The sequence below is a fragment of the Bradyrhizobium sp. 14AA genome, assembly GCF_054185205.1.
Map to the genome: position 1 here is coordinate 57,375 of NZ_JAVAYM010000028.1, position 26,025 is coordinate 83,399.

Here is a 26,025-nt window from a genome sequence, read left to right on the forward strand (position 1 = left end):
AGTACTGATCGCTACCGACGTTACATCGTCACGAAAGGCCGGCCTCGCGCCGGCCTTTTTGTTTTTGGGGGCACCTCCCGTGCAGTCCTCCAAAGGGCCGCTGCTGCCAGATGCCGCCAGCGCGCCAACATTCCGTTGACGATTCGCAACTCCCTCTGGAAATCCGTCTCCGTTCTTCCTACGTTCGCTGCCATACCCATCGGCGCCGATCCCGGTTCCGGGCGAAGCGCGCCTTTTTTGTTGGCGCGATCGCGCACCTTTGGGCTTCCTTGAGGGCAACTCGGATGGATGAAGTGATCAAGGCGAAGCGCCAACAACAGAACGCGGGCTCGAGCCTGCGCGCAATTACGATCCGTGGCGCGCGCGAGCACAACCTCAAGAACATCGACGTCGAGATTCCCCGCGACAAGCTGGTGGTGTTCACCGGCCTCTCCGGCTCCGGCAAATCCTCGCTCGCCTTCGACACCATCTACGCCGAGGGCCAGCGCCGCTACGTCGAATCGCTGTCGGCCTATGCGCGCCAGTTCCTGGAGATGATGCAGAAGCCCGACGTCGACCAGATCGACGGCCTGTCGCCGGCGATCTCGATCGAGCAGAAGACGACCTCGAAGAACCCGCGCTCCACCGTCGGCACCGTCACCGAGATCTACGACTACATGCGCCTGCTCTGGGCGCGCGTCGGCGTGCCCTACTCGCCGGCCACCGGCCTGCCGATCGAGAGCCAGACCGTCTCGCAGATGGTCGACCGCGTGCTGGCGCTGCCCGAGGGCACGCGTCTCTATCTGCTCGCGCCGGTCGTGCGCGGCCGCAAGGGCGAGTACCGGAAAGAACTCGCCGAATGGCTCAAGAAAGGCTTTCAGCGCGTCAAGATCGACGGCACCTTCCATGAGCTGGCGGAAGCGCCGACGCTGGACAAGAAATTCCCGCACGACATCGACGTCGTCGTCGACCGCATCGTGGTGCGCGCCGACATCGGCCAGCGCCTCGCCGAGAGTTTTGAGACCGCACTGAAGCTCGCCGAAGGCCTCGCCGTCGTCGAGTTCGCCGACGCGCCGGCGGCTGCGCCCGCCGAAGAAAAGAAGAAGACCGCAAAGATCCATGACAAGAGCGGGCCCGAGCGCATCCTGTTCTCGGAAAAATTCGCCTGCCCGGTCTCCGGCTTCACCATCCCCGAGGTCGAGCCGCGGCTGTTCTCCTTCAATAATCCCTACGGCGCCTGCCCGGCCTGCGGCGGCCTCGGCGTCGAGCAGCATGTCGACGAGGACCTCGTCATCCCCGACAAGGAGCTCGCCATCGGCAAGGGCGCGATCGCGCCCTGGGCCAAGTCGTCATCGCCCTATTACACGCAGACGCTGACGGCGCTCGGCAAGCACTACAAGTTCACGCTGACCACCAAATGGAAGGATCTGCCGAAGAAGACACAGACCGCGATCCTCCATGGCTCCGGCGAGGACGAGATCAAGTTCTCCTACGAGGACGGGGTGCGCTCCTACGACACCAAGAAGCCGTTCGAGGGCGTCATCACCAACATCAACCGCCGCTACCGCGAGACCGAGAGCGAGTGGGCGCGCGAAGAGCTGGCAAAGTATTTCCACGACGTGCCCTGCGAGGGCTGCAAGGGTTTTCGGCTCAAGCCCGAGGCGCTCTGCGTCAAGATCGGCACCAGGCACATCGGCGAGATCTCGGAGATGTCGGTCAGGAAGGCCGGCGAGTGGTTCGAGACCGTGCCGGCGGCTCTGAACGCGCAGCAGAACGAGATTGCCGGACGTATCCTGAAAGAAATCCGCGAGCGCCTGACCTTCCTGCTCGACGTCGGCCTCAACTACCTCACGCTCTCCCGCTCCTCCGGCACGTTGTCCGGCGGCGAGAGCCAGCGCATTCGCCTGGCCTCGCAGATCGGCTCGGGCCTGACGGGCGTGCTCTACGTGCTGGACGAGCCCTCGATCGGCCTTCACCAGCGCGACAATGCGCGCCTGCTCGATACGCTGAAGCGCCTTCGCGACCTCGGCAACACCGTGGTCGTGGTCGAGCATGACGAGGACGCCATTCGCCTTGCCGATTACGTGCTCGATATCGGTCCCGGCGCCGGCATGCATGGCGGCCACATCGTCGCCGAAGGCACGCCCGCCGAGATCATGCGCAACCCGAAATCGCTGACCGGCAAGTATCTCACCGGCGAGCTCGAGGTCGAGGTGCCGGAGCGGCGCCCGCCGAACCATCGCCGCACCATCAAGGTGGTGAACGCGCGCGGCAATAACCTCAAGAACGTCACCGCCGAGATTCCGCTCGGCCTGTTCACCGCCGTCACCGGCGTCTCCGGCGGCGGCAAGTCGACGCTCCTGATCGACACGCTCTACAAGTCCATCGCGCGCAAGCTGAACGGCGCCAGCGAAGGCGCCGCGCCGCACGACCGCATCGAAGGCCTCGAGCATATCGACAAGATCATCGACATCGACCAGTCGCCGATCGGCCGCACCCCGCGCTCCAATCCCGCGACCTACACCGGCGCCTTCACGCCGATCCGCGAATGGTTCGCAGGGCTCCCCGAAGCCAAGGCGCGCGGCTACGAGCCGGGCCGCTTCTCCTTCAACGTCAAGGGCGGCCGCTGCGAGGCGTGCCAGGGCGACGGCGTCATCAAGATCGAGATGCACTTCCTGCCCGACGTCTACGTCACCTGCGACGTCTGCAAGGGCAAGCGCTACAACCGCGAGACGCTGGAGGTCCTGTTCAAGGGCAAGTCCATCGCCGACGTGCTCGACATGACCGTCGAGGAGGCCGCCGAGTTCTTCAAGGCGGTGCCGCGCGTGCGTGAGACGTTCCAGACCCTGCACCGCGTCGGCCTCGACTACATCCATGTCGGCCAGCAGGCCACCACGCTGTCGGGCGGCGAAGCCCAACGCGTCAAGCTCGCCAAGGAGCTGTCGAAGCGTGCCACCGGCCGCACGCTCTACATCCTCGATGAGCCCACCACCGGCCTGCACTTCCACGACGTCAAGAAGCTCCTGGAGGTGCTGCACGAGCTGGTGGCGCAGGGCAACACGGTCGTCGTCATCGAGCACAATCTCGAAGTCATCAAGACCGCAGACTGGGTCATCGACCTCGGCCCCGAAGGCGGCGACGGCGGCGGCGAGATCGTCGCCTGGGGCCCGCCGGAAGACATCGCCAAGGCGCCGCGGAGCTACACCGGCAAATTCCTGGAGCCGGTGCTGAAGAAGGCAAGGAAGCCGAAGCGAAGGAGCACGAGCGAGGCGGCGGAGTAAATCATTGGACTGCGTTGGGTCAGCGTAGCCCGGATGAGCGAAGCGACATCCGGGACCACTCGTGAGGCAATCACCAGCCCCGCATATCGCTTCGCTCATGCGGGCTACAGGCGACCGGCTGCAAGGGAGAGCCGCTATGTCCGCTAGCCTCGTCCAAACCTACCGCGCATTCGCCTACAACAACGCCTGGGCCAACCATCGGCTGCTCTCAGCTTGCGACGCGCTGTCCCAGGCTGAATTCGAAGCCCACCGCACCGGCTTCTTCCCGAGCCTGCAACGCACCCTGAACCACATCCATGTCATCGATCTCTTCTATATCGATGCGCTTGAGGGTGGTTGGCTCGGACCGGCGGCCTGGAAAAACGAGGTGCCGTACCCTTCCCTAACCGCGCTGAAGCCCGCGCAAGCTGCGATCGACAAGCGGCTGATCACCTTCTGCGATACGCTGACGCCCGCGCTGCTCGATGACATCGTGAAGATCAATCGCGACACGCAGGTGCAGACCGAGCGGTGCGACCGGCTCCTCATGCATCTCTTCCAGCATCAGATCCACCATCGCGGGCAGGCGCACGCCATGCTGTCCGAGACATCAGTCGCCCCGCCTCAGCTCGATGAGTTCTTTGCCGAGGGAGAAGCCCCGCTCCGGGCCGCCGAGTTTAGCGAACTCGGATGGTCTGAGCAGACCGTCTGGAAGTCGTAGGGGTATAACTTCGCCTCCATGCCCTACGCCCTCGCCATCTTCGACCTCGACGGCACCCTCGCCGACAGCTTTCCGTGGTTCCTGCGCACCATCAACGACGTCGCCGACCGCTTCGGCTTTCGCCGGGTCCGGGATGAGGACGTCGAGGGGCTGCGGCATGCTTCGACGCGTGAGATCCTCAGCGACCTCGAGGTGCCCTTGTGGAAGCTGCCGGCGATCGCGCGGCATGCGCGGCGGCTGAAGGCGGAGGCAGCCAGCGAGATTTCGCTGTTTGCGGGCGTCGAGGCGATGCTACGGACGCTGGCTGACAACGACGTGCAGCTCGCACTGGTGACCTCGGACAGCGAGGCCAATGCACGCGAGAAGCTTGGCGAGGCCGCGGCGCTGTTTGCGCATTTCGACTGCTCGGCGTCGATATTCGGCAAGCCCGCGAAATTCCGCCGCGTCATCCGGCGCGCCGGCGTCGAGCCGGGCAAGGTCATCGCGATCGGCGATGAGGTCCGCGACATCGAAGCGGCGCACGCCGTGGGGATTGCCTGCGGCGCGGTCAGCTGGGGTTATGCGGCGCCGGCGGCATTGCAGGCGCTTGCGCCGGATCACATGTTCGCGCAGATGGAGGAGATTGCCGAGGTGGTCTGCCGGATTCCGCTGAGAGCCTGATCCGCAATCGCCGCGCACGGCCCAGGGAGACGTCGATGACACTCACGGATGCAGCCCGCCTCAAACTCCTGGAGCCACCGGAGGGCCGGTTGCGCGTCGTGCTCGACACCGACACTTACAACGAGATCGACGACCAGTTCGCGCTGGTGCAGATGCTGCTGTCGCCGGAGCGTTTTGACGTCGAGGCGATCTACGCCGCGCCGTTCTTCAATGCGCGCGCGGACAGTCCCGGCCACGGCATGGAGCTGAGCTATCAGGAAATCCTTCGCCTGCTGGAGCGCCTTGGCGTCGCGCCGGAAGGCCTGGTTCACCGCGGCGTCACCGACTATGTCGGTCCGGCCAAGACGGCGCAGGCGGCGCCCGCTGTCGACGACCTCGTGGCCCGGGCGCGCGCGGGCTCGCCCGACAATCCGCTCTACGTCATCGCCATCGGCGCCATCAGCAATGTTGCTTCGGCGCTGCTTAGAGCTCCTGACATCATCGACCGCGTCGTGGTGGTCTGGCTCGGCGGCCATGCGCTGGAATGGCCCGATACCATCGAGTTCAACCTCAAGCAGGATGTCGGCGGCGCGCAGGTGCTGCTCGACAGCGGTGTGCCGCTCGTTCTCGTGCCGTGCCGGGGCGTCACCTCGCGCCTGCACTCGACGGTGCCGGAGATCGAGCGCTATGTCGAGCCGCACGGCAGCATCGGCGCGTTCCTCGCCATGCGCTTCAAGGAATATTCGTCCGATCACATGGGCTGGGCCAAGGAGATCTGGGACATGGCGCCGGTCGGCTGGCTGCTCAATCCCGCGTGGGCGCCGAGCGTGATCATCCCGGCCCCGGTTCTCACCGATCAGATGACCTGGAGTGCGGACCGCCGGCGGCATCCGATCCGCTACGTGACCTATGTGGACCGCAACGCGATCCTGAAGGATTTTTTCGTGAAGCTGCGCGACTTCGCCGCGTCGAAAGTGCCGTAGGTTGGGCAAAGCGAAGCGTGCCCACCATTCCGTGCCGTGATCGCGGAGAGATGGTGGGCACGGCGCGTTGCGCCTTTGCCCACCCTACGCACGACACGCTAGTTGCCGCGCGACGGCTCGTGTTTCTCCAGCGACTGCGCGATCCGCTCCAAAAAGCCGTTCATCCGCCGGGTCTCGGTGACCTGCTGTTCGTAGAGCTCGATCATGGTCACGCCTGACTTGCCGCGCGCCTGCATTCCGGCCCGCCGCGAGAACCAGAACCACAGCCCGATCAGAACAAGAAACGGCAACCACGACACCGCAAGCTCGACCCACTTTTCCATCGCAAACGTCTCCGTTTCCTGCCGCAATCCCGGATAGCATCTGTCGGTTCAAGCGGACATCCGGTTCGATCGCCATGTCGTAGCCCGGATGAGCGCAGCGATATCCGGGAGCGCCGGTGGACGAGGCGGGCTCTGTCCCGCATGTCGCTGCGCTCGTGCGGGCTACGAAGGGGCTACGACCGCCCCCTACTCCGTCCTGCGCAAGAACGCCCCGAATGCGCGCGGACCGTCGCCGGTCTTGACCTCGCCGATCACCTTCAGCTCGGTCGCGTCGATGATATCGAGCGTGTTGCTCTCCCAGCAGGCGACGATCACGCGCTTGCCGTCGGCGGTCGCATTGATGCCCTCGGGATAGTCGCCGACATTGATGCGCTTCACCGGCTTCAAGGTCGCGACATCGAACACGCTGACGGTGCCGCCATACTGATCGGTGACGAAGCCGCGGCCCTGCGTCAGTGCCACCGCATAGGGGCGCATCCCGACCGGCACCCGGCCGATTTCGGTACCCGCGGCAATGTCGATCACGGAGACGTCGTTGGAGCCGACATTGGCGGTGTAGGCGCGCTTGCCCTCGGCATCGATGGTGACGCCGAACGGGCGGGTGCCGACCTTGATCGTCGCCTTGCGCTGGCGCGTCGCGGTATCCACCACAGAGACGCTGTCGTCGTCGCGGTCCGCCGAGAGCAGCAGCCTGCCGTCGGGGGTCACTGCCAACCCCGAAGGCGAAGCGCCAACCGCGATGCTGGCGATAACGCTCCGCGAGCCGGTATCGATCACCCGCACCGCCGCCGCGTACCAGTCCGCCACATAGACCGTCTTGCCGTCGGGGGCGACGGCAATGCCGAGCGGCCCGCCGCCGACCTCGATGCGCCCCGAGACCTGCCGTGCTGCGGCGTCCACCACCGTCACCGCCTTGGCGTCGGGGCTCGTCACATAGGCAAAGCGGCCGTCCGCGCTGACGGCGATTCCGGCCGGCTTGCCGCCGACCGGGATGGTTGCCACCGCATGCGCGGTGGCAAGATCCACGACCATCAGATCGTCGCTGAGCTGGTTGGTGACGAATGCCTCTTCGGCGGACGACCGACCGAGACTGGCAGCGCAAAGGCTGGCGGCGAGCGCCGCCAGAACCAGCGCCCGCACGGTCAGCTTCCGCTCTCGATCTTCTTCTTCAGCGCCTCGAGGCCGGCCTTGTAGAGCCCGCTCACCGCCGTCTTGGCGGCCTCGTCGCTCAACTCCGGCGGCGGATCGTTGTTGGGAAAGCCGCGGTAGAAGGCGCCGGCCCATTCCAGCGTCGAGCCCTTGCCGTCGGCACTCGGCGTCACCGTCAACGTCGAGGAATAGTTGGTCACCGGCAGCACTTTCACGTCCACGGCGGTGATCCGGTAGGAATAGGTCATCGCGGCGGCGTCGAACTTGTAGAGCTCCTCATCCACCGTGGCGCCCCCGGTGAGGGTCAGCTTCCGCGTCGCGCCGACCTCGTTGCCCTTCTCGCCCTCGGTCTTGGTCACAGGCGGAAGCCAGCTCATGTCCTGGAAATTGCCCATCACGACCCACACCTTGGCCGGGGCCGCATTGATCTCGATAGATTCGCGCACCTTCTGCCGGGTCGGCCCATGCGCCCAGGCTGGTGTGAAGGCCGGCGCAAACGCCACCGTCAAAGCCGCCGCGCCCGCAGCCGTCAGCACCGCAGCCATCGCCGTGCGCCGTCCAATCGTCACCCTCATCTCGTTTCCTCATACGTCTCGTTGATCGCGCGCGACTTGGGGCGCGCGCTGGGCTCATCCTAGCGCATTTTGGGGCCGAGGGGAGACCGGTTCGTGGCGCGCTTGCGGCGGAGCCCTTGCGGGCCTCCACATCCCCTTGCGCCACCCGGCGGGCAAAACACCGATGGGAGGGTCAACGCCGCCATGTGAAAATAATTCTCTTTATGCGAATTTCGGAATATCGTATAGAAAGCCATCCCAGCCCGGGCCGAGGGGCGCATCGCGATCGTCACGACACGCGGGATGGGACGTGGTGGACGCAGGCGGCGTCGGCGCGAAGGTGGTTTGCAGGGCGGGTCACTCCGTGAGCAAAGCCGTCGCGCATACGACCGGTGCAGCCAGCGTACGGCAAAATCGTGTGGTCCTGGCGCCCGGGGTCTGTGCGCCAAGTCTTGTGGTGATTGCTGCGGCCCAACCGGGTCCGCGCATCAGCCATCCGCAAGGCGACGGGGGCAATAGTGCATCGCTCCCCGGGGAGAGCACGACATAAGCCGTCAAACCACTGCGCAGGGAAGGCCGGATGTTTGGCTTCACCTGTACGCCGCTGTGCAGCTTCTCGTAGCGCAATTTTCGCACAGTGGACCGCGGGTGCCAGCCGGCACCCTGCCTTCCCTGCGCCCTCGGCACTTCTGAGGGCGGCAACTGAAGCAAAGCTCGGGCACGATGTGCCGCGAGAATGCGAGACCGTGCATATGGTCTGGGTAGCAATGCGCGATGAATTCGGGCTCTCGTGCCCCGGACGCAGCGCATCGCCCCCGGCGATGCGAAGCATCGTCCGGTGCGGTGCGCTGCAGAGCCGGGGCCCATGCAGCAGCAACGTGCGCGGCTTCTGGGTCCCGGCTCTGCGCCGCAACGCTCACGCGTTGCAGCTTGTCCGGGACACGAGTGTGGGCGTCGATCGCGACCCTCACCTACTCCGCCAGCGCCGCCTCCACGAATCCGCGCGGATCGTCGCAGAACTCCCGCATCAGCCGGTAATGATCCGTCTCTTCCACCGTCGTTGGCTCAAGCCCGTATTTCCCCAGCCGCAGCAGCCGCGCGTTGGGATAGGCCATCAGCATCGGCGAATGGGTTGCCATGATGACCTGGCAGATGCGGGACTCTTCCATGCGTCGCAGCAGCTTCAGGAATTCGATCTGGCGCGCCGGCGAAAGTGCCGATTCCGGCTCGTCGAAGATGAAGATGCCCTGGCGCCGGCAGCGCTCCTCGAAGAAGCGCAGGAAGCCCTCGCCATGGGAATGCGACAGGAAATCCGGGCCGACCTGACCGGCATCTCGTGCAGCCTTGTCGAGATATCGCGCTACCGAGAAGAAACTCTCGGCGCGGAAAAACCAGCCATTGGTGATCTTCGGCAGCCAGCTTGCCCGCAAGGCTTTGGAGAGTTGTCCTCCCATCTTCTCCCGCGCTTCGGAGTGGTCGACGGGCATGTAGCCCTTGCCGCCACCGGCGTCGTCGTAGCCGGCGAGCGCCGCAATGCCCTCGAGGATCGTCGACTTGCCGGTGCCGTTCTCTCCGACGATGATCGTGATGGCGGCCTCGAAGTTGAGCTCGAAATCATCGGGAAAGATGGGCAAGCAAAACGGATAAGCCTCGCGATCGTGGACGTGCGACGGGTCGAGCCAGACCCGTTTCAGGTAAGGCGCCGGCAGGTTGATCGTTCGACCGCTTCTTCGGCTCATGCCAGGCTTTCAACTCATTCCGATCGACCTTTTGACCGGAACATATCAGGAACACAATCTTCGCGAAAGCTGCGTCTGAGAAACATACAGCAACAAATAGCAACAAACACGGCGTGCGTTACCTGATCACAAATCGAAATCTACGATTGCGGCCAGACTAGCCCCGAGAAAACGCAGCTGTGAGAGAGTCTGCTGGCATGACGCCGGCCCCCACCTCGCGACCCCGGCAATGATTGACGGAAGTCCGGGACCGTAGAGCCGCGAGGAATGCGCGATGGTGACAACGTATTTCAGTTACAACTACATCGCGCACCATCTCAAGCAGTCCCTGACGCGGGTCGAGCAGCAAGCGGACGTGGCGCGAGAGGCAGCCTATTACAAAGCCAACATCGGCAAGGTGAAAACCGTCGACGATTTGATGAAGGATTATCGCCTTTATCATTATGCAACGAAAGCATATGGCCTGGAAGACATGGCCTACGCCAAGGCTTTCATGAGAAAGGTGCTGGAGAGCGACCTCTCCGACGCAAAGAGCTTCGTCAACAAGCTGGTCGACAAGCGCTACCGGGAGTTTGCCGCAGCATTCTCCTTCAGTGGCGGCGCAACGCCGGTTGCGCAATCGGAGGACCAGACCGACGAGATGATCGGCCTGTATACGGCGACCAAGAAGAACCAGGTCGATGCGCTTACCGACGCCTCAAGTTACTACAGCGCCCAGATCGGCAATATAACCAGTGCAGACCAGCTCCTAAACGACGATCGCCTTCGGAACTACGTCAATTCGGCATTCGGGATCGACGAAAGCAAGTGGCCGCGTGACACGATAAGTCAGGCCTTGCGCAGCGATCCATCCGATCCGAACAGCTATGTCAACACCACTTTCGCGTCTCAGTTGCCGGGCCTCAACGCTCAACTCGCTCAAGCCAAATCGGACGTGAGCGCCACCAATACGAAGATCGCCGACTACACGGCCCAGCTCTCGCAACCGGGCGCCGACGTGAATCAGCTCAACATCCAGATCCTGGTCGAAAAATATCACCTGGAATCATACACGAAGAGCGTATCCAGCCTCGGCGACCAGATAGCGACGATAGGTGACTTCGTAGACTTGGCCGGCGCGTTCGAGTTTTCGCCTGACGGGTCCCTTCCGCCGGGCCAGTCCGCGCAGACCGCGGCAAATGTCACGCTCACGAAACAAGCATTCGATGACAGCAAGTCCGACGTCTATGCCGCAGCAAGCCCACTGAGCGAAGCCCTGGCACGCACGCTGTTCAGAAACGCCATCCTCAACATCAAGTCAGTCCAGGCGTTCGTATCGACGCCGGCCGTACGTGATTTTGCGCTGGGCGCCGTCGGCCTCGATCCCAAAGAGGTCTCGGAAGCTACCCTCAAGGCTGTCCTCGAAAGCGATCTCAGCGATCCCAAGAGCTACGTCTATACGCTCAAGGACGATCGATACGTCGAGCTCGCAAAGGCCTTCAACTTCGACGCAAAGGGGAATCTCACAACCCCCTTGGTGGCTCAGGACCCGGCTAAAGTCCTCCAGATCGCGAAAGACTACGTCGTTGCAGCGCTGAAATTGGCAAGCCCTGAGCAGCAGAAAGCAGTTCGGGAACAAGCCCAGAAAGACTCGGTATCCTATCAGGAAGCCATCGCAGGAATCGGAAGTGTCTCCGAGCTGCTTGCGAACCGGAAGATGGTCGATTTCATTCTCGTCGCCAAGGGTTTGGATCCCAAGAAGGTCAGCACCGACTATCTCAAGAAGATCTTCGCGTCCGATCTGAATAATCCAAAGAGCTTCGCAAACACCGAGAGCGATCCGCGCTTTGCCGAAATCGCGGCGTCGTTCAATTTCGACAGCAAGGGCAACGTCGCACGCCTTGCGATGATAGGTCCCCAGAAGCAGGACCAATTCCGGGAAACACAGGCGAACTATCTCCAGCAAAGCCTTGAGCAGCAGCAGGGCGATACGAATCCCGGCGTGCGCCTGGCGCTATACTTCCAGCGGAAGGCGGGAGAGATCACGTCCGCATACGACATCCTCGCCGACAAGGCGCTCTCGGAGGTGTTCAGGACCACCTTCAATCTGCCTGACTCGATGGCCGCGATGCCGATCGATCAGCAGGCCAAGTTCGTGGACAAATTCATGAAGATCAAGGATCTCTCCGATCCCGCGAAGGTTGAAAAGCTGTTGAACCGTTTCTCCGCCATGTATGACGTCAGGAACAGCCAGACCACCGGACAGGGTCAATCTCCCTTGCTCAACCTGTTCCAGGGATCGAGCTCAGGGTTCAGTGAGTCCACCTTCCTGGCCATTGCCAAGCTACGCTCCAGCCCCCGATGATCGCGCGCCGCTACTAGCCCAACACCTCGAGCACCAGTTCCATGGTCATCAGCACTGGATTGTCGCCACGGATCAGACGGCCCTCCGCAATGCCTCCGGTGTAGTCGATCAGAGCAACGTCGAGCGCGGCTTCCAGCGCGCCGGACGAGCCGGGCGCGATCGCTCCCGCCGTTATCGCGAGCTCCGTGGCGAACGGCTCGGTCACGCCGCCATGGGTGAAGCGCGCGCCGATGGTCGAGCCGACGCCGCCATGAATCTTCGCGCGCGCGATGCCGTGCGCGCGGCAAAACTCCTCGAGGCAGCCGGCAAAATCCTGATTGGGCCGCAGCCGCAATGCAAAAGCGCGGCTCGTGGTGCGCGAGCCGGTGCTGGCAGTCGCCACCGGCCCGAACAGCTTGAAATTCGTCTCGGGATCGACATCGGCGGTGAACGTCGCACCATCAACACCAAAGGCCTCGACCTCGAACGGCTCCGCGACGATGGTCTCGTCCGGCATCATATGGCCGCCGCTGGCTTTGCCGTCCGCCTCCGTCCACAGCGCGTGGCAATGAAAGAACGGCGCGCCGTCGCGCCTGCCGAGCGTCATGCTGCCGAGCCTGGTGTGCGTCACGCCTTCGGGTCGATACGTGTCGCTGTAGAACGCGGCATTCTCGCCGGTCTTCGACAGCGCCGGCATGACATAGGCGAACGGTCCGAGCGCCCCGCTCTGGAAGTTCAGCACGCCGCCGGCAAATCCCTCGGCCGCAAAGCCGCGGCGCGCAGCTTCCAGCAGCGGCAAACCTGCTTGAAGCGTGAACGCGAAGGCGCGTCCCCTCACCTCCACCCACTGGATGCGTTCGGCGACGGCGGCGCCCGGCTGCTTGATGCTGCGCATGACGCCCGCTCAACCCGTCTTGGTCTTGTCGAGATCGAGCAGCCCGCGCGCTTCGAGCTCGTCACGCACCATGCGTTTTGGAATCTTGCCATAGCCGGATTTCGGCAGCGCCTCCCAGAAGAAGAACCGCTTCGGCATCTTGTAGCGCGGCACCTTCGGCGAGAGGAACGCCGCCATCTCCGCTTCGCTCACGGCCTTCTCGCCTTCGCGCGCCACGCAGACGGCGACGCCGACCTCGCCCCAGGTCGCATCCGGCACGCCGAGCACGGCGACCTCGCCGACCGCCGGATGCGTCAAGATCTTCTCCTCGATCTCGCGCGGATAGATGTTGGAGCCGCCGGAGATGTACATGTCGGAGGCGCGGCCGGTGATGTAGACGAACCCCTCCTCGTCCATGTGGCCGAGATCGCCGGTGCGGAACCAGCCATTGCGAAACGCCTTCGCATTGGCTTCAGGATTGTCGTAATAGCCGGCGAGCACGGCAGGGCCGATCACGCAGATCTCGCCGCTCTGGTTTGCCTTGAGCTCGCGGCCCTCGTCGTCCTGGATCGAGACCTGCATGCCGGTGCGCTCGAAGCCGCAGGTGCCGATCTTCGCATGCGGGCCGTCCTCGGGATCGTGCAGCGCGGCCGGCAGCACGGTGATGTTGCCGGTGACCTCGCCGAGACCGAAATATTGCACGATGACCTTGCCGAGCTTCCCCAGCGCGGCCTTCTGGTCCTCGCGGTACATCGGCGCGCCGGCATAGATCACGTGACGCAGCGAGGAATGGTCGTATTTGTCGACGGCGGGGTGCTCGACCATCATCTTCAAAATCGTCGGCACGGTGAAGAGGTTGCTGACCCGATGCGTCTCGATCAGGCGGAAGGCCTCGTCGATGTCGAATTTCTCGGTCGGCAGCAGCACGGTGCGGACGCCACGCGCGGTCTGCACCAGCTGATGCACGCCGGCGCCATGGGACAGCGGCGCCACCACCAGCGAGGCGTCCGCTTCCGTGACACCGGGGGTGAGGTCGGCGAGATGGTTGGTGACGACAAAACCCATCTGTCCATGGGTCAGCACCGCGGCCTTGGAACGGCCGGTGGTGCCGGAGGTGAAGAAGAACCAGCAGGGATCATCGTGCTCGACAGCGACGTTCTCGACCACCATTCCGGCCTGCGAAGCGATGGCCTCACCCACCGAGCGCTCGCCGAACGCGGCCTTGCCGTCGAGGCTCCAGGTGAATTCCAATTCGCCACCCTTCACGGCCGCGGCATGCTCCGGGAAATCGACATGGCACAAAAACGCCTTCGCGCCGGAGGCCTCTGCGAGATAGGTGACCTCATCCGGCATCAGGCGGAAATTGGTGGGGACCCAGACCGCGCCGAGCCGGAACGCGGCGAACATCGAGAAAAACATCTCGTCGCCGTTTTTGGAATGGACGAGGATGCGGTCGCCCTTGGCGATGCCGCGCGCGGCGAGTGCCGCGGCCAGCGCCGAGACCTGCGCATCGATCTCGCGCCAGGTCCAGGATCTGTCACCCCAGACGAAACCGGGGCGCGCCCCATGCCGCCGCGCATTCTGGGTCAGCATGTGAGCGAGATTCATAACGCGGCGGGACATGCGCAGGAGCGGCATCGGGCTTCCTCTTCGACGGCAGACGGCACGCAAGCCGCCCGCTCATTGCAGCCCATTTATCGCCATCGCCCGTGCCCCCGCAAGGCCGCCGCCCGCGCACCTGCCCTACGGCTGCTTGAACGCAAACGGCGTTGCCGTGATCGCCTTCTGCTTGACGCAGGCCTGCGCACCAAAGCCGCCGCAATAGCTGCCATGCAGATCGAAGCGGATGGTGCGCGCAGCCCCGCGCTTCACCGGCGGCGCCACGATCTCATAGCTGCGGACATAGCCGTCGAACACGGGGCGAACACTGCCATCCGGCAGCGTGACCAGGATGTTCATGACGCAGCCACCCGTTCCGCAATAGGTGGTCTCGCGGTCTCCGCACTTGGTGTCGCGGAAATCGACGATGTAGTCGTCGCGGCCGTCGCCGGTCAGGTCGACCTTGCGCACCGTGTCCGGCGCGAAGGCGACCTCTCCGCCGCCCTGGCTGTCGCATTCCTCAACGGCGTAGCGCAGCGCCTTCTGCACGCCGGCCGGATAGCCGGCGGGATTAAACGGCTTTGCGTCGTCGGCGCGCGCGGCGGTTGCGAGCAGTGTGAGCAGGAGGAACAGATATCGCATGCGCGTTGGTCGCCGGCGCAGCCGCAATCGTTCAGGAAATTTTAAACATGATCAGCGCAACCTCGCTCAGTTCTCGCGTACAGAGTCCCGCATCATGGTCAAAGCGCCCGCCTTCCTCCTGTTGTCGCTGGCGCTCGCCGGATGCGCCGTCGGCCCGCAAGCGCACCTCTCCTCCGATCCCGCCTTCAGGCCTTCCCGCTATGCCTGGGATGGCGCCGGCGAAGACCCCAATCAGCCGCGGTCCGCCTCTGGGGCATCGCGCGCAACGCGCACCGCTGTATCCGAGCGCAACAGGTCGCAAGCCGGGCTTGCGCCCTATTCCAAGGAATGGTGGCAGGCCCAGGACGGCATCGAGGCCGAGCAGGACGCCAGGGTCAACCGCTCCCTCGTCATCTGCCAGGGCTGCCTGCGCCCGCAGCCGCAGGCGGAAGATTCCCGGCTCGCCAAAGCGAGCGATTGAACCGAACGGCCTTCACAACGGTCTACAGAGATACGCGCCGACACCGGCCGCTCCGGCCTGTGGACGCGCGCCATCATCTCCAGGACAATCATGCTCACCCGTCGCACCTTCCTCGTCGCCTCTCTGCTCGCCGGCGCCTCCCCCGCATTCGCCGAGACCCCTGCCGCAAGCGATCCCATCGCCATCCTGACCGCGATCTACACTCGCGCCGCCAAGGGCAAGGGCGACGGCGGCGGCGCCTTCATCATCGAGAACAAGGCGGCGAAGGCAAAATACCTTTCCAAGGCGCTGGTCGCGCTGTGGGCCAAGGCCGATGCGCAAACGCCAAAGGGGGACGTCGGGCCGGTTGACTTCGATCCCGTCACCAATTCGCAGGAACCGGACGTGAAATCGTTCAAGGTCGACGCGGAGAAGACGGAGGCCGACAAGGCGATCATCGCGGTGACCATCACCGGCCACCGCAACGACCGGAAACCCGCCGACCAGATCGTGCGTTACGACTTCGTGCGCGAGGCCGGCGGCTGGCGGATCGACGACATCAGGGGTTCCTCCGACGGCGAGGCCTGGTCGATCCGCAAGATGCTGACGGACTCGCTGAAGAGCTGACCGGAGACGCCATGAGCGACGTCATCAACAACAAGGCCCATCACCGCTTCGAGCTCGAGGTCGAGGGCCATCTTGCGACCGAGCATTACAAGCTGGACGGCAATGTCATCACGTTCGAGCATACGGACGTGCCGAAGGAGCTCGGCGGCAAGGGTGTCGGCTCGAAGCTAGTGCAAGGCGCGCTCGACCAGGTCCGCAGCGCCGGATTGCAGCTGATCCCGCAATGCCCGTTCGTGAAGGCTTGGATCGAGAAGCACCCGGACTATCAGGACCTGGTGAAGCGATGAGCGGCGAGCCCGCCCGCAGCCGGGCGGGCCCGCCGACATCTACGGCCTACTGCCCATGCTTGAGCATGTCCTGGTCATTCAGGTCCCAGTCCTGCCACAGTTGGAGCACGCCGAGGAGTACCACCACCGCGCCGAGGCTCGTGTGGTAGATGCGCAGGAACCCCTCACCGGAATAGCCGAGGGCATAAGGCGAGGCGATGAGCCATAATCCAACCAGGATCGTCGTCACCTCCTGCCAGCGCTGCAAGGCGACATATTCGAGCTGGCTGATGCCAAACACGACGAGACCGATAGCGACCGTGTTCAGCACCGCCGTCTGGTTTCCGGTGATCGCCGCCTGATCCTGGATGGGAAACCACGGCGAAGCCACGATGAGCGCGCCCACCAGCATCCCGCACCAGTCTTCCCATGTGCGATGAGTATTCAAAAAACCAAAGTCCGACATCGTACCCTCCTACCAAAGAGGCATACGTCTGCGGCTGGCAATCATGACACTCCGAATGTCTAGCGACCCTGCCGGCCGCATTCGGGCGTATGTCCTTTGATGGACGTGGGAGCCGCCGTGGAACTTGCAAGAGCGGCATCGGAAATTATTGGAGTCTCGCGTCGTTTCCACGAAGCGGGACTTGCTCATACCGCGCTGCAGTTACGGGGACGCGCGTTTACAGATGGCTCCCGTGCGGCAAGCTCCCTCGGCCGCGCCTTGCCAAGGCTGGGGGCAGGCTCCTAGATCAGCAAGCAGTACGCATCTTGGAAGGATCTGGCATGGCGGCATCGGTACGCGACAACAAGGACAGGAGCCGCTTCGAGCTCGATGTCGGCAGCGAAGTCGCCTTCGCCAATTACCGGCTGACACCGTCGGCCGTGATCATCACCCACACCGAGACGCCGCGTGCGCTCCGCGGCCGCGGAATCGCATCCGAGCTGGTCAAGGGCGCACTGGACTTGATCCGCCGCGACGGCCGGAAGGTGATCGCCGGCTGCGGCTTCGTCGTCGATTATCTCGACAAGCATCCGGAGGATGCCGACCTCGTCGCCTGAATGCAAAAAGGGCCCGCGAGATCGCGGGCCCTTTCGGCACGACCGAGGGTCGGTCAGTGCTTGATCTCAGGCGGCAACTTGCCGCCATTGGCGGCGAGCTTGGACATCACCTGCTTGTGCAGCCAGACGTTCATGCTGGCAGAATCGTTCATGTCGCCGGTGTAGCCGAGCTCCTTGGCGAGATCCTTGCGCGCAGCAAGGCTGGAATCGATGTCGAGCGCCTTCATCAGGTCGACGATCGAGGTGCGCCACTCCAGCTTCTCGCCCTTGTGCGCGGCGGCGGCCGCGTCGACGATCGAAGCAACGTCCACCGTCGCCGCGGGCGCAGATCCGCTCGGCGCGGCCCCTGCGGGCGCGCTGCCCGATGGTGCGCTGCCTGCTGGTGCGGCGGAAGCCGGATGGCTGCCGAAGATCGCGCCCATGATTTTACCGAAAATGCTCATGTCTGTTCCCCGAAAAGGATCCGTTGGAAGGGCCTTGAGTGCCACTTATAGACGAAGTTACTGCGTTGCGCCCGCGAAGTTCTGCGAACCGACAAGCAGCATCAGCTTATCTGCGGCGAAATGACGACCGAATGACACATTCGAGGTTGCACTGCGGCATCGAATCTCGCCCAAGCTTGAGGGACAGGACTCGGAAATAGGCGTACGCTTCTCGTTCAGCTCGCGATGCCATCCGGAATTCGCGTCTGGTTGGAATCGCGAAACTCGAAAATTGCGGCCGCTTGCGCCGTTTGCCGGCGCCGGATGCGGCCGCATGGCAAGGGAGCTAGCGACCATGGCCACACTCTACCAGGGCAATGTCCCCACCGTGGCCCAGACCGCCGACGCGGCTGGACCGGTGATCCGAACCATCCAGCTGTCCGACCTGCACGACGCGCTCAGGCGCGGCTGGGAGGATTTCAAGGCTGTTCCGAGCCACGCCATCATTCTCTGCGTGATCTACCCGGTGCTGGGCCTCGTGCTCGCCCGCGTGGTGATGGGCTATTCGGTGCTGCCGCTGTTGTTTCCGCTCGCGGCAGGCTTCGCCTTGATCGGGCCGTTCGCGGCTCTCGGTCTCTACGAGCTCTCCAGCCGGCGCGAGCGCTATGAGGAGGCCAGCGCCTGGGATGCCATGGAGGTGCTGCGCTCGCCTTCCTTCGGTGCCATGCTCGGCCTCGGCACGTTGCTGCTCGCCTTGTTCGTGACCTGGGTTGCGACCGCGCAGGCGATCTATGTCGCCGCGTTCGGCTACGAGGGCGTGACCGGGATCTCGGACTTCATGATGCGCGTGCTGACGACGCAGCAAGGCTGGTGGCTGATCGTGGTTGGCTGCGGCACGGGTTTTCTGTTCGCGCTCGCCGCGCTCTGCATCAGCGCCGTGTCGTTCCCATTGATGCTCGACCGCCATGCCGGCGCGTTCGAGGCGATGGTCACCTCGTTGCGCGTGGTCGCCAGGAACCCGGTGCCGATGGCGGCCTGGGGCCTGATCGTGGCGGTGCTGCTGGCGCTGGGCACGATACCGGCCTTCCTCGGCCTCGCCGTGGTGATCCCCCTGCTCGGCCACGCCACCTGGCATCTCTACCGCAAGGTCATCGTCTCCGATCCCGGCGCCCGTCCGGTGCCTCCCCCGCCGCATCGTCCGCGCAAGCCGGCCGCCGACTTCCCTGCCAATCTCTTCCCCTGGCGTAACAGGACAGACGCTTGACGATCTCGTGACATCCGATCCTGCCCGGCTTCGGGCAGGATCGGTCACGCCATACGCCTTGCTTTGGCCGCGGTTCCGACCGAGATTGCGCCTGCCGGTCTGATCACTTCACGGAATCAATTTCACCTGATGACCCCGACGATTTCTCGTCTCGCTCTCGCAGCCCTCGCCCTCTCCGCGTCAATCCTATCCGCCCAGCCAGCGCTCGCCGCTGTCGCCTGCGGCTCGGGCAATTTCGACGCCTGGCTTGCGGAGTTCAAAACCGACGCGGCGGCCAAGGGCATCTCGCAACAGGCCATTGCATCCGGACTCGCCGGCGTGACGCTCGATCAGAGCGTGCTCAACCGCGACCGCTCGCAAAAGGTCTTCACCCAGACCTTCGAGGAGTTTTCCGGCCGCATGGTGCCGCCGCGGATGACGCGCGGCTCCAACATGATGAAGCAATATGGCTCGGTGCTGTCGCGCATCGAGCAGACCTACGGCGTCCCCGGCGAAGTGCTGGTCGCGATCTGGGGTCTGGAGACCGATTTCGGCGTCAACACCGGCAAGTTCGCCACCATCCGCTCGCTGGCGACGCTGGCCTATGACTGCCGGCGCGCCGAGCAGTTTCGCGGCGAGCTGATGGAAGCGCTGCGTATCGTTCAGCGCGGCGATCTCGCGCCTGGCGACATGAAGGGCGCCTGGGCCGGCGAGCTCGGCCAGACCCAGTTCATGCCCTCGTCCTGGATGAAATACGCCGTCGACTTCGACGGCAATGGCAAGCGCGATCTCCTGCACAACGCGCCCGACGTCCTCGCTTCCACCGCCAATTATCTCGCCGGCTATGGCTGGCAGAAGGGTAAGGATTGGCAGCCGGGTAGCCCGAACTTCGCGGTGCTCCAGCAGTGGAACAAGAGCGAGGTCTACTCCAAGACCGTCGCCTATTTCGCCACCCAACTCGCACGCGCCCCCTAGATCACGCCCGAGAAAACACATAGGGCCGGTCGCCCGGCGACCGGCCCTCTCTGTGGAGCGTTCACTTCCCCATGGTGGCGTGCATCGCCTTGTTCAGATGCGCACCGCACGCACCCATTTTGCCGTTGAGCAGCGAGTCCTGCGCAGCCGCGATCTCCTTCTGCGCGACGAACTTGCTGTCGCCATCAGCCATGTTCTCGATCGCAGTCTCGGTCTTCTCCAGATTGGCCGAGCTGCAACCGCCCGCGGCATGCTTGGCGGCCTGGGCCGGCGCGACGGCGAATGCGACGGCGGCGATTGCGATAACCCCGAGCAACTTCGTCATGACGTTACCTTCCTTCTCTTGTCCTTGGGACAGAACCGGCGACATTGCCGGAATCTGCGCCATGACTTTCCTCCGGACGCGGCAACTTGCCGCAATAAATTCCCCGCGAGAATTGCGTGATGTTGCAAGCGATGCAGAGCCGCATGCAAAAATTCTGATTTTCATTACAACTTCGTAATCAGACGTTCACACGCTTGGCGTGTGTGCGCGGCATCAACGCGGCGGGTGCGTAGACCTCAACCCCTTCAGCAGAGAGATTCTGGCGTTGCGGCAAACCGTTACGATGCCTTCGCCAGCTGCGCCAGGGGAGTCCGGTTCCCCTCCTTTGAGTCGGTGGAACCGATCCATAATTTGAATATATATTCACTCTTACGCTTTTTGCTTCATGCGATTCGCGCATGCGAGACTTGGGCTTACAAGCTGTGCCCATCGTCTGGCGGATCAGAGAACGCAACCTATCTGTACCATCAACGGAACCGCGAGATTTGCCATAAACCCGTGATTTCACGGACATTTATTGGATCTCCGGTGGCCTCCCGCCTAGCTGTTGGGCGGGACTGCCAAGAGGTTAAGCGCGCCTTACCAATGCTATGCGCTCTCCGCTTAGCTGCATCGCAACATCGGAACTTTCGCACTGCACCACTCTCACCTATATTCATTTCAACGATGACGCTCGGACAAGAGCTGAATCGAACTACAGGAGACTACCAATGCTGCTCTCGCTCATCCGCATGATCCAGGCTTTCCGGGACTATCAGCGCAATGTTGCCGAGCTGTCCCAGCTCAGCGATCGCGAACTGGCCGACATCGGCCTCGATCGCTCGGACATCCCGCGCGTTGCCGCCGGTCAGTACCAGGGCTGATATCCTTCAGCCCTCACCGGACGAACCGATAGCGCCCGCCTCGTGCGGGCGTTGTCGTTTCTGATGGCAGAAAACTCGATCTCGGCGATTCCACTGGGCGCCGAAAAGCGCTACCTGTCCGCCCCATGACAGGACCCCAATCCAACATCGTGCACGTGATCGGCGCAGGCCTTGCCGGCTCCGAGGCCGCCTGGCAGGTGGCGAAATCCGGCGTGCCCGTCGTGCTGCACGAGATGCGGCCGACCCGCATGACCGAGGCGCACCGCACCGACGGGCTCGCCGAGCTGGTCTGCTCCAATTCGTTCCGCTCGGACGACGCCGCCAACAACGCCGTCGGCCTGCTCCATGCCGAAATGCGCCGGCTCGGCTCGCTGATCATGCGCGCAGCCGACGCCAACCAGGTGCCCGCCGGCGGCGCGCTCGCGGTTGACCGCGATGGCTTCTCGGCGGCCGTCACCAAGGCCCTTAACGACCATCCCCTGATCGAGATCGCCCGCGGCGAGATCGCAGGCCTGCCGCCGGCCGACTGGAGCAACGTGATCGTTGCGACCGGTCCCCTCACTTCCGCGCCCCTCGCCGATGCCATCCGCGAACTGACCGACGAGAACGCGCTCGCCTTCTTCGACGCGATCGCACCGATCGTGCATCGCGAATCCATCGACATGTCGGTGGCCTGGTTCCAGTCGCGCTACGACAAGGTCGGCCCTGGCGGCAACGGCGCCGACTACATCAACTGCCCCATGACCAAGGAGCAGTATGACGGCTTCGTCGCCGCGCTGATGTCAGGCGAGAAGACCGAGTTCAAGGAGTGGGAGACCAACACGCCCTATTTCGACGGCTGCCTGCCGATCGAGGTAATGGCGGAGCGCGGCCCCGAGACGCTGCGCCACGGCCCGATGAAGCCCGTCGGCCTCACCAATCCGCACGATCCCACCACGAAGGCTTACGCCATCGTGCAGCTGCGCCAGGACAACAAGCTCGGCACGCTCTACAACATCGTCGGCTTCCAGACGAAGCTGAAATACGGCGAGCAGCAGCGCATCTTCCGCACCATCCCCGGGCTGGAGAAGGCCGAATTTGCCCGCCTCGGCGGCCTGCATCGCAACACCTTCCTCAACTCGCCAAAGCTGCTCGACGGCCAGCTGCGCCTGCGCGCGCAGCCGCGGCTGCGCTTTGCCGGCCAGATGACCGGCTGCGAGGGCTATGTGGAATCAGCCAGCGTCGGCCTGATCGCCGGCCTCTATGCGGCGGCCGACGCCCGCGGCGAGACGCTTGCGAGCCCGCCGGGTACGACGGCGCTCGGATCGCTGCTCGGCCACATCACCGGCGGCCATATCGAGACCATCGAGCCGGGCACGCGCTCGTTCCAGCCGATGAACATCAATTTCGGCCTGTTTCCGCCGCTCGCGACCGTGCCGACCAAGAAGCCCGACGGCACGCGGCTGCGCGGCAACGAGAAGACGGTGGCCAAGAAGCAGGCGATGAGTGCACTGGCGCTCGTCGATCTCGATCGCTGGATCGCCGATCACCTGCGCATTGCCGCCGCCGCGTGAGTTTGCGATGAACCTACCCAAAGACGACGCCGCGACGCTGTCGGCGCGCTGGACCGAGGGCGTGCTGCTCAAACGCGACGTGTTCTCGACCGTCGAGCGCGGCCGCTTCCGCGGGGATGGCGGCGAGGTCGACGCCGTGCTGCGTCGGCTCGACGAGGTGCCGTGGTGGTCGTTCCTGCTGGCGCGGCATCTGTTCGCCCGCGAGAAGCACGCCCTGGCGCTCGCCAAAGGGCTCAATGTCGGCCCTGAGTTGCTTTGGGCCGGACGCCGCGCGTTGGTGCGCGGCTTCGTCGACGGCGTCGCACTGCATCTGGCCAAGCCGCATGGCGACCTCGCCTATTTCCGCTCGGCCAAGGCCGCGCTGCGCCGGCTGCGCCGCGCCGGGATCTGCCACAACGATCTCGCCAAGGAGCAGAACTGGCTGGTCGGCCGCGACGGCCGCGCCTATGTGACCGACTTCCAGCTCGCTGCCTGCTTCAACCGGCGCGGCCAGCTCTATCGCATCCTCGCTTATGAAGACCTCCGGCATCTGCTCAAGCACAAGCGCTCCTACGCGCCCGAGGCGCTGACGCCGCGCGAGCGCAAGATCCTGGCGAAGAAATCGTTCGCCGCGAGCCTATGGCTCGCCACCGGCAAGAAGGTCTATCGCGCGATCACACGCGGCCTGTTCAATTTTACGGACCGCGAGGGCGGCGGCCGCCGGCTCGTCAACGACGCACCGGTGCTGGCGGAACTGATCCGCAAGAACCCGGCCGTGCGTGACACCGCCATCGTCGCCTTTGCCGACCGCCGTTCGGGTGTCGGGCTCTATGCCTTCGTCGAAGCCGACCAAGCCGCGCTCGAGGGCGAGCTTCGGAGCGCGCTTTCGGCGGCCAAAGGCCCGAAGCCGCCGGAGCACATCCAGGTGGTGCACGCGCTGCCGCGCGATGCCGGCGGCAAGCCGCGCACCGAGATCCTGCAGCTGGTCGCCATGAACCAGCTCGATTTGATCGAGCCGATGATGAAGAACGACCAGGACCGCGCCTTCCTCAAGGACATCCTGGAGCAGCGCAAGAACCTGCGTGACCGCTTCAATTTCGAGGCGGACCTGCCGGCGAGCTAGCGCCTTGAAGCGTCCACATTGGCCATAGAGAAGCGTTCGGATCAATCGGGCTGGCGGGGTTATGGGCATTCGGGGGACGATGATGCATCGTGTGGCTGGCGGCCTGATCGCCGGCCTTGTCCTGCTGGCGGCAGCGCCCGCCATGGCCGAATCCCCGGCCGAGCAGATCTCCAGCTTCCGTCTCAAGCATGGTGAAGTCCGCGTCGTCCGCGATTCAACGCTGGACCGCATCGCCATGGACCAGGCCCGCGCGATGGCGGCGAAGGACGATCTCAGTCACGATGCCCTCGGCCCGTTCAACCGCCGCGTCGCACCGGCCGGCGCAGGCCGCGCCGCCGAGAACATCGCCTACGGCTACGACAATTTCGAGAAGACGCTGGGACAGTGGATCGACTCGTCCGGGCACCGCAAGAACCTCTTGCTGCACAACGCCTCCCGCGTCGGCATCGCGAGCGCCAGGAATGCCAGCGGCAAGCGCACCTATTGGGCCATGGTGATCGCCGGCGACTACGAGCCGAAGGGCAAAGGCAAGAGCAAGAAGGACAAGGAGCCGCTGGTTGCCGTGAAACGCGAGGCCGCGCCCGCGAAGAAGCTAAAATCCAGCGAGTGCCACATCAAGCTGCTCAGCCTCTGCATCTGAGACGACAGGCCGCGCCGGAAGTCCGGTTGCGCGCTCATCTCCAGCCAGCCAATATGGTCACGCCGGAGTCTTGGACCAATGCTTAGGCGATCAATGGCCAAAAAATACACAGCTCAATGCGCCTGCGGCGCCATCAAGTTCGAATTCGACACCGATCCGACCTTCATCGCCAATTGTCATTGCAACGATTGCAAGCGCGCTTCGGGCGGCGAGATGGCGACCTTCTTCGCCGTGCCTGAGGACGATTTCTCGCTCATCAGCGGCACGCCGAAGGCCTTTCACTACGTCGCCAATTCCGGCAAGGGCCTGGATCGCAATTTCTGCCCCGAATGCGGCTCGCGGGTGTTCAGCTCGAACCTCGACAGTTTTCCCAAGACGGTCTTCGTTCAGTTGGGGAGCCTCGACCGGCCCGACCTCGTCGCACCGAAGCTCGAGATGTTCACCAAGCGCCGCATGGCATGGAACACACCGCTCAACCTGCCGCAATTCGAGGAAATGCCGCACTGAAGCGGCGTAACGCGAGGCAAAGCTCTCCTTGATCGACATCGACCGAATCCGCGCCGACACGCCGGCCACATCCCGCCTTGCCTACCTTCACAACGCCGGGGCCGCGCTGATGCCGGTGCCCGTGGTCGAAGCCATGAAGCGGCATATCGACCTCGAGAGCGAGATCGGAGGTTATGCCGCCGCCGACCGCGAGTCCGATCGGCTCGACGCGGTCTACGGCTCGGTCGCCCGGCTGCTGAATGCCGCGTCCGATGAGATCGCCCTCGTGGAGAATGCGACGGTTGCCTGGCAGATGGCGTTCTACGCGCTGCCGTTTCGCAAGGGCGATCGCATCCTGACCGCCGAGGCGGAATACGCGGCCAACTATGTCGCCTTTCTTCAGGTCGCGAAACGAACGGGCGCGATCATTGACGTGGTGCCGAGCGATGCCAGCGGCGAGCTCGACATCCAGGCGCTCGAACGCATGATCGATGAGCGCGTGAAGCTGATCGCCATCACCTGGGTTCCGACCAATGGCGGGCTGGTCAACCCCGCGGCAGCGATCGGCAGGATCGCGCGGGCGCGGGGCATTCCCTATCTGCTCGACGCCTGCCAGGCCGTCGGCCAGATGCAGGTCGATGTCGAGGCCATCGGCTGTGACATGCTGTCTGCCACGGGGCGCAAATTCCTGCGCGGTCCGCGCGGCACCGGCTTCCTCTACGTCCGCCGTGCGTTGCTGCGACAGCTTGAGCCGCCGATGATCGACCATTTTGCTGCGCCCTGGGTCTCGCGAGACGCTTATCAGTTGCGGGACGACGCCCGCCGCTTCGAAAACTGGGAGAACAATTACGCGGCCCGGCTTGGGCTGGGTGCGGCTGTCGACTATGCCCTCTCGATCGGCCTCGGCCCGATCGAGCAGCGCTGCCGAATGCTGGCGGACCGTCTGCGCAGCGGCCTCGCGACCATTCGCGGCATCACAATTCGCGACCTCGGGCGCACGCCAGGCGCGATCGTGAGCTTCACGCTGGAGGGTTACAGGGCGGCCGCCATTGTCAGCAGCGCCGCCGCCGCGGGCATCACCATCGGCGCTTCAGATCCGGCGAGCACCCGCATCGATGCCGAGACACGCGCGCTGCCCCCGCTCGTGCGGGCGTCCCCGCACTACTACAACACGGAAGCCGAGATTGACCGGCTGATCGCGCATCTCGCGGGCCTAGCGCCGCGATAACAGTCGACG

Annotated in this window: 27 protein-coding genes; 17 read left to right on the forward strand and 10 right to left on the reverse strand. The window is 64.2% G+C overall.

Annotated elements, in window-relative coordinates; translation table 11 throughout:
* Window positions 1–284: 284 nt before the first annotated feature.
* The 4 genes from uvrA to RAD15_RS36460 all read left to right on the forward strand — a co-directional run bounded on the left by uvrA (window position 285) and on the right by RAD15_RS36460 (window position 5,582).
* Window positions 285–3,260, forward strand: a complete 2,976-nt coding sequence (uvrA, locus tag RAD15_RS36445) for an excinuclease ABC subunit UvrA (RefSeq protein WP_458183553.1) — start codon at window positions 285–287, stop codon at window positions 3,258–3,260.
* Window positions 3,261–3,396: 136 nt separating this feature from the next.
* Window positions 3,397–3,960 (forward strand): DinB family protein, encoded by a 564-nt coding sequence (locus RAD15_RS36450; RefSeq protein ID WP_458183554.1) that lies wholly within the window; start codon window positions 3,397–3,399, stop codon window positions 3,958–3,960.
* Window positions 3,961–3,978: 18 nt separating this feature from the next.
* Window positions 3,979–4,620 carry an HAD-IA family hydrolase gene (locus RAD15_RS36455; protein WP_458183555.1) on the forward strand — a complete coding sequence of 214 codons (642 nt, stop codon included), beginning with the start codon at window positions 3,979–3,981 and terminating at the stop codon, window positions 4,618–4,620.
* A gap of 35 nt (window positions 4,621–4,655) precedes the next feature.
* Entirely contained in the window at window positions 4,656–5,582 is a 927-nt protein-coding gene (locus RAD15_RS36460; RefSeq protein ID WP_458183556.1) for a nucleoside hydrolase, read from the forward strand.
* 98 nt (window positions 5,583–5,680) lie between these two features.
* On the opposite strand, the gene RAD15_RS36465 is transcribed toward RAD15_RS36460, so the two are convergent.
* From RAD15_RS36465 to RAD15_RS36480, 4 genes are all read right to left on the reverse strand, one after another.
* Window positions 5,681–5,905 (reverse strand): hypothetical protein, encoded by a 225-nt coding sequence (locus RAD15_RS36465; protein WP_458183557.1) that lies wholly within the window; start codon window positions 5,903–5,905, stop codon window positions 5,681–5,683.
* A gap of 186 nt (window positions 5,906–6,091) precedes the next feature.
* Entirely contained in the window at window positions 6,092–7,045 is a 954-nt protein-coding gene (locus RAD15_RS36470) for a YVTN family beta-propeller repeat protein (RefSeq protein WP_458183558.1), read from the reverse strand.
* 2 nt (window positions 7,046–7,047) lie between these two features.
* Entirely contained in the window at window positions 7,048–7,629 is a 582-nt protein-coding gene (locus RAD15_RS36475; protein ID WP_458183559.1) for an SRPBCC family protein, read from the reverse strand.
* A gap of 950 nt (window positions 7,630–8,579) precedes the next feature.
* A complete protein-coding gene (locus RAD15_RS36480; RefSeq protein WP_458183560.1) occupies window positions 8,580–9,347 on the reverse strand; it encodes an AAA family ATPase in 768 nt (255 codons plus the stop codon).
* A 274-nt stretch (window positions 9,348–9,621) separates the two neighbouring features.
* Here RAD15_RS36480 and RAD15_RS36485 point away from each other — a divergent pair, with 274 nt between their 5' ends.
* Window positions 9,622–11,691 carry a DUF1217 domain-containing protein gene (locus RAD15_RS36485; protein WP_458183561.1) on the forward strand — a complete coding sequence of 690 codons (2,070 nt, stop codon included), beginning with the start codon at window positions 9,622–9,624 and terminating at the stop codon, window positions 11,689–11,691.
* 13 nt (window positions 11,692–11,704) lie between these two features.
* On the opposite strand, the gene RAD15_RS36490 is transcribed toward RAD15_RS36485, so the two are convergent.
* The 3 genes from RAD15_RS36490 to RAD15_RS36500 all read right to left on the reverse strand — a co-directional run bounded on the left by RAD15_RS36490 (window position 11,705) and on the right by RAD15_RS36500 (window position 14,785).
* The gene (locus tag RAD15_RS36490; RefSeq protein ID WP_458183562.1) at window positions 11,705–12,565 is read right to left on the reverse strand and encodes a PCC domain-containing protein; all 861 of its coding nucleotides are present in this window, start codon (window positions 12,563–12,565) and stop codon (window positions 11,705–11,707) included.
* A 9-nt stretch (window positions 12,566–12,574) separates the two neighbouring features.
* Window positions 12,575–14,182 carry an acyl-CoA synthetase gene (locus tag RAD15_RS36495; protein ID WP_458183563.1) on the reverse strand — a complete coding sequence of 536 codons (1,608 nt, stop codon included), beginning with the start codon at window positions 14,180–14,182 and terminating at the stop codon, window positions 12,575–12,577.
* A 105-nt stretch (window positions 14,183–14,287) separates the two neighbouring features.
* Window positions 14,288–14,785 (reverse strand): hypothetical protein, encoded by a 498-nt coding sequence (locus RAD15_RS36500; RefSeq protein ID WP_458183564.1) that lies wholly within the window; start codon window positions 14,783–14,785, stop codon window positions 14,288–14,290.
* Window positions 14,786–14,879: 94 nt separating this feature from the next.
* Between RAD15_RS36500 and RAD15_RS36505 the strand changes: the two genes are divergently transcribed.
* The 3 genes from RAD15_RS36505 to RAD15_RS36515 all read left to right on the forward strand — a co-directional run bounded on the left by RAD15_RS36505 (window position 14,880) and on the right by RAD15_RS36515 (window position 16,138).
* Window positions 14,880–15,245: a hypothetical protein gene (locus tag RAD15_RS36505; RefSeq protein WP_458183565.1), complete on the forward strand. Its 366-nt coding sequence runs from the start codon at window positions 14,880–14,882 to the stop codon at window positions 15,243–15,245.
* Window positions 15,246–15,335: 90 nt separating this feature from the next.
* Window positions 15,336–15,851 carry a DUF3828 domain-containing protein gene (locus tag RAD15_RS36510; protein WP_458183566.1) on the forward strand — a complete coding sequence of 172 codons (516 nt, stop codon included), beginning with the start codon at window positions 15,336–15,338 and terminating at the stop codon, window positions 15,849–15,851.
* Window positions 15,852–15,862: 11 nt separating this feature from the next.
* On the forward strand, window positions 15,863–16,138 hold the full coding sequence (locus RAD15_RS36515; protein WP_458183567.1) for a GNAT family N-acetyltransferase: 276 nt from the start codon (window positions 15,863–15,865) through the stop codon (window positions 16,136–16,138).
* A gap of 46 nt (window positions 16,139–16,184) precedes the next feature.
* On the opposite strand, the gene RAD15_RS36520 is transcribed toward RAD15_RS36515, so the two are convergent.
* Window positions 16,185–16,583, reverse strand: coding sequence for an SPW repeat domain-containing protein (locus tag RAD15_RS36520; protein WP_458183568.1), 399 nt, complete (start codon window positions 16,581–16,583; stop codon window positions 16,185–16,187).
* Between the two features lie 320 nt (window positions 16,584–16,903).
* Here RAD15_RS36520 and RAD15_RS36525 point away from each other — a divergent pair, with 320 nt between their 5' ends.
* Window positions 16,904–17,179 carry a GNAT family N-acetyltransferase gene (locus RAD15_RS36525; RefSeq protein ID WP_458183569.1) on the forward strand — a complete coding sequence of 92 codons (276 nt, stop codon included), beginning with the start codon at window positions 16,904–16,906 and terminating at the stop codon, window positions 17,177–17,179.
* A gap of 53 nt (window positions 17,180–17,232) precedes the next feature.
* On the opposite strand, the gene RAD15_RS36530 is transcribed toward RAD15_RS36525, so the two are convergent.
* Complete coding sequence (locus RAD15_RS36530) at window positions 17,233–17,622, reverse strand: DUF3597 domain-containing protein (protein ID WP_458183571.1); 390 nt, start codon at window positions 17,620–17,622, stop codon at window positions 17,233–17,235.
* Between the two features lie 334 nt (window positions 17,623–17,956).
* Between RAD15_RS36530 and RAD15_RS36535 the strand changes: the two genes are divergently transcribed.
* Both RAD15_RS36535 and RAD15_RS36540 read left to right on the forward strand, forming a co-directional pair.
* On the forward strand, window positions 17,957–18,865 hold the full coding sequence (locus RAD15_RS36535; RefSeq protein ID WP_458183572.1) for a DUF2189 domain-containing protein: 909 nt from the start codon (window positions 17,957–17,959) through the stop codon (window positions 18,863–18,865).
* 129 nt (window positions 18,866–18,994) lie between these two features.
* Entirely contained in the window at window positions 18,995–19,819 is an 825-nt protein-coding gene (locus tag RAD15_RS36540; protein WP_458183573.1) for a lytic murein transglycosylase, read from the forward strand.
* A 61-nt stretch (window positions 19,820–19,880) separates the two neighbouring features.
* Here RAD15_RS36540 and RAD15_RS36545 read toward each other — a convergent pair whose 3' ends face one another.
* Entirely contained in the window at window positions 19,881–20,207 is a 327-nt protein-coding gene (locus RAD15_RS36545) for a hypothetical protein (protein ID WP_458183574.1), read from the reverse strand.
* Window positions 20,208–20,854: 647 nt separating this feature from the next.
* Here RAD15_RS36545 and RAD15_RS36550 point away from each other — a divergent pair.
* From RAD15_RS36550 to RAD15_RS36575, 6 genes are all read left to right on the forward strand, one after another.
* Window positions 20,855–21,007: a DUF1127 domain-containing protein gene (locus RAD15_RS36550; protein ID WP_007590701.1), complete on the forward strand. Its 153-nt coding sequence runs from the start codon at window positions 20,855–20,857 to the stop codon at window positions 21,005–21,007.
* 125 nt (window positions 21,008–21,132) lie between these two features.
* Window positions 21,133–22,560 carry a methylenetetrahydrofolate--tRNA-(uracil(54)-C(5))-methyltransferase (FADH(2)-oxidizing) TrmFO gene (trmFO, locus tag RAD15_RS36555; RefSeq protein ID WP_458183575.1) on the forward strand — a complete coding sequence of 476 codons (1,428 nt, stop codon included), beginning with the start codon at window positions 21,133–21,135 and terminating at the stop codon, window positions 22,558–22,560.
* Window positions 22,561–22,567: 7 nt separating this feature from the next.
* Window positions 22,568–23,662 carry a serine/threonine protein kinase gene (locus RAD15_RS36560; RefSeq protein WP_458183576.1) on the forward strand — a complete coding sequence of 365 codons (1,095 nt, stop codon included), beginning with the start codon at window positions 22,568–22,570 and terminating at the stop codon, window positions 23,660–23,662.
* Between the two features lie 82 nt (window positions 23,663–23,744).
* Window positions 23,745–24,302: a CAP domain-containing protein gene (locus RAD15_RS36565; RefSeq protein ID WP_458183577.1), complete on the forward strand. Its 558-nt coding sequence runs from the start codon at window positions 23,745–23,747 to the stop codon at window positions 24,300–24,302.
* Window positions 24,303–24,395: 93 nt separating this feature from the next.
* On the forward strand, window positions 24,396–24,809 hold the full coding sequence (locus RAD15_RS36570) for a GFA family protein (protein WP_458183626.1): 414 nt from the start codon (window positions 24,396–24,398) through the stop codon (window positions 24,807–24,809).
* 28 nt (window positions 24,810–24,837) lie between these two features.
* Window positions 24,838–26,016, forward strand: coding sequence for an aminotransferase class V-fold PLP-dependent enzyme (locus RAD15_RS36575; protein WP_458183578.1), 1,179 nt, complete (start codon window positions 24,838–24,840; stop codon window positions 26,014–26,016).
* The last annotated feature ends 9 nt before the right edge of the window (window positions 26,017–26,025 follow it).

Bases quoted from the DNA above. Each gene is read 5' to 3' on its own strand.
- RAD15_RS36510 (WP_458183566.1), top strand. From the start codon at position 15,336: ATGCTCACCCGTCGCACCTTCCTCGTCGCCTCTCTGCTCGCCGGCGCC.
- RAD15_RS36480 (WP_458183560.1), bottom strand. From the start codon at position 9,347: ATGAGCCGAAGAAGCGGTCGAACGATCAACCTGCCGGCGCCTTACCTG.
- RAD15_RS36515 (WP_458183567.1), top strand. From the start codon at position 15,863: ATGAGCGACGTCATCAACAACAAGGCCCATCACCGCTTCGAGCTCGAG.
- uvrA (WP_458183553.1), top strand. From the start codon at position 285: ATGGATGAAGTGATCAAGGCGAAGCGCCAACAACAGAACGCGGGCTCG.
- trmFO (WP_458183575.1), top strand. From the start codon at position 21,133: ATGACAGGACCCCAATCCAACATCGTGCACGTGATCGGCGCAGGCCTT.
- RAD15_RS36455 (WP_458183555.1), top strand. From the start codon at position 3,979: ATGCCCTACGCCCTCGCCATCTTCGACCTCGACGGCACCCTCGCCGAC.
- RAD15_RS36465 (WP_458183557.1), bottom strand. From the start codon at position 5,905: ATGGAAAAGTGGGTCGAGCTTGCGGTGTCGTGGTTGCCGTTTCTTGTT.
- RAD15_RS36535 (WP_458183572.1), top strand. From the start codon at position 17,957: ATGGCCACACTCTACCAGGGCAATGTCCCCACCGTGGCCCAGACCGCC.
- RAD15_RS36560 (WP_458183576.1), top strand. From the start codon at position 22,568: ATGAACCTACCCAAAGACGACGCCGCGACGCTGTCGGCGCGCTGGACC.
- RAD15_RS36525 (WP_458183569.1), top strand. From the start codon at position 16,904: ATGGCGGCATCGGTACGCGACAACAAGGACAGGAGCCGCTTCGAGCTC.
- RAD15_RS36495 (WP_458183563.1), bottom strand. From the start codon at position 14,182: ATGCCGCTCCTGCGCATGTCCCGCCGCGTTATGAATCTCGCTCACATG.
- RAD15_RS36505 (WP_458183565.1), top strand. From the start codon at position 14,880: ATGGTCAAAGCGCCCGCCTTCCTCCTGTTGTCGCTGGCGCTCGCCGGA.
- RAD15_RS36490 (WP_458183562.1), bottom strand. From the start codon at position 12,565: ATGCGCAGCATCAAGCAGCCGGGCGCCGCCGTCGCCGAACGCATCCAG.
- RAD15_RS36475 (WP_458183559.1), bottom strand. From the start codon at position 7,629: ATGAGGGTGACGATTGGACGGCGCACGGCGATGGCTGCGGTGCTGACG.
- RAD15_RS36545 (WP_458183574.1), bottom strand. From the start codon at position 20,207: ATGGCGCAGATTCCGGCAATGTCGCCGGTTCTGTCCCAAGGACAAGAG.
- RAD15_RS36570 (WP_458183626.1), top strand. From the start codon at position 24,396: ATGGCCAAAAAATACACAGCTCAATGCGCCTGCGGCGCCATCAAGTTC.
- RAD15_RS36460 (WP_458183556.1), top strand. From the start codon at position 4,656: ATGACACTCACGGATGCAGCCCGCCTCAAACTCCTGGAGCCACCGGAG.
- RAD15_RS36520 (WP_458183568.1), bottom strand. From the start codon at position 16,583: ATGTCGGACTTTGGTTTTTTGAATACTCATCGCACATGGGAAGACTGG.
- RAD15_RS36565 (WP_458183577.1), top strand. From the start codon at position 23,745: ATGCATCGTGTGGCTGGCGGCCTGATCGCCGGCCTTGTCCTGCTGGCG.
- RAD15_RS36530 (WP_458183571.1), bottom strand. From the start codon at position 17,622: ATGAGCATTTTCGGTAAAATCATGGGCGCGATCTTCGGCAGCCATCCG.
- RAD15_RS36485 (WP_458183561.1), top strand. From the start codon at position 9,622: ATGGTGACAACGTATTTCAGTTACAACTACATCGCGCACCATCTCAAG.
- RAD15_RS36450 (WP_458183554.1), top strand. From the start codon at position 3,397: ATGTCCGCTAGCCTCGTCCAAACCTACCGCGCATTCGCCTACAACAAC.
- RAD15_RS36550 (WP_007590701.1), top strand. From the start codon at position 20,855: ATGCTGCTCTCGCTCATCCGCATGATCCAGGCTTTCCGGGACTATCAG.
- RAD15_RS36540 (WP_458183573.1), top strand. From the start codon at position 18,995: ATGACCCCGACGATTTCTCGTCTCGCTCTCGCAGCCCTCGCCCTCTCC.
- RAD15_RS36500 (WP_458183564.1), bottom strand. From the start codon at position 14,785: ATGCGATATCTGTTCCTCCTGCTCACACTGCTCGCAACCGCCGCGCGC.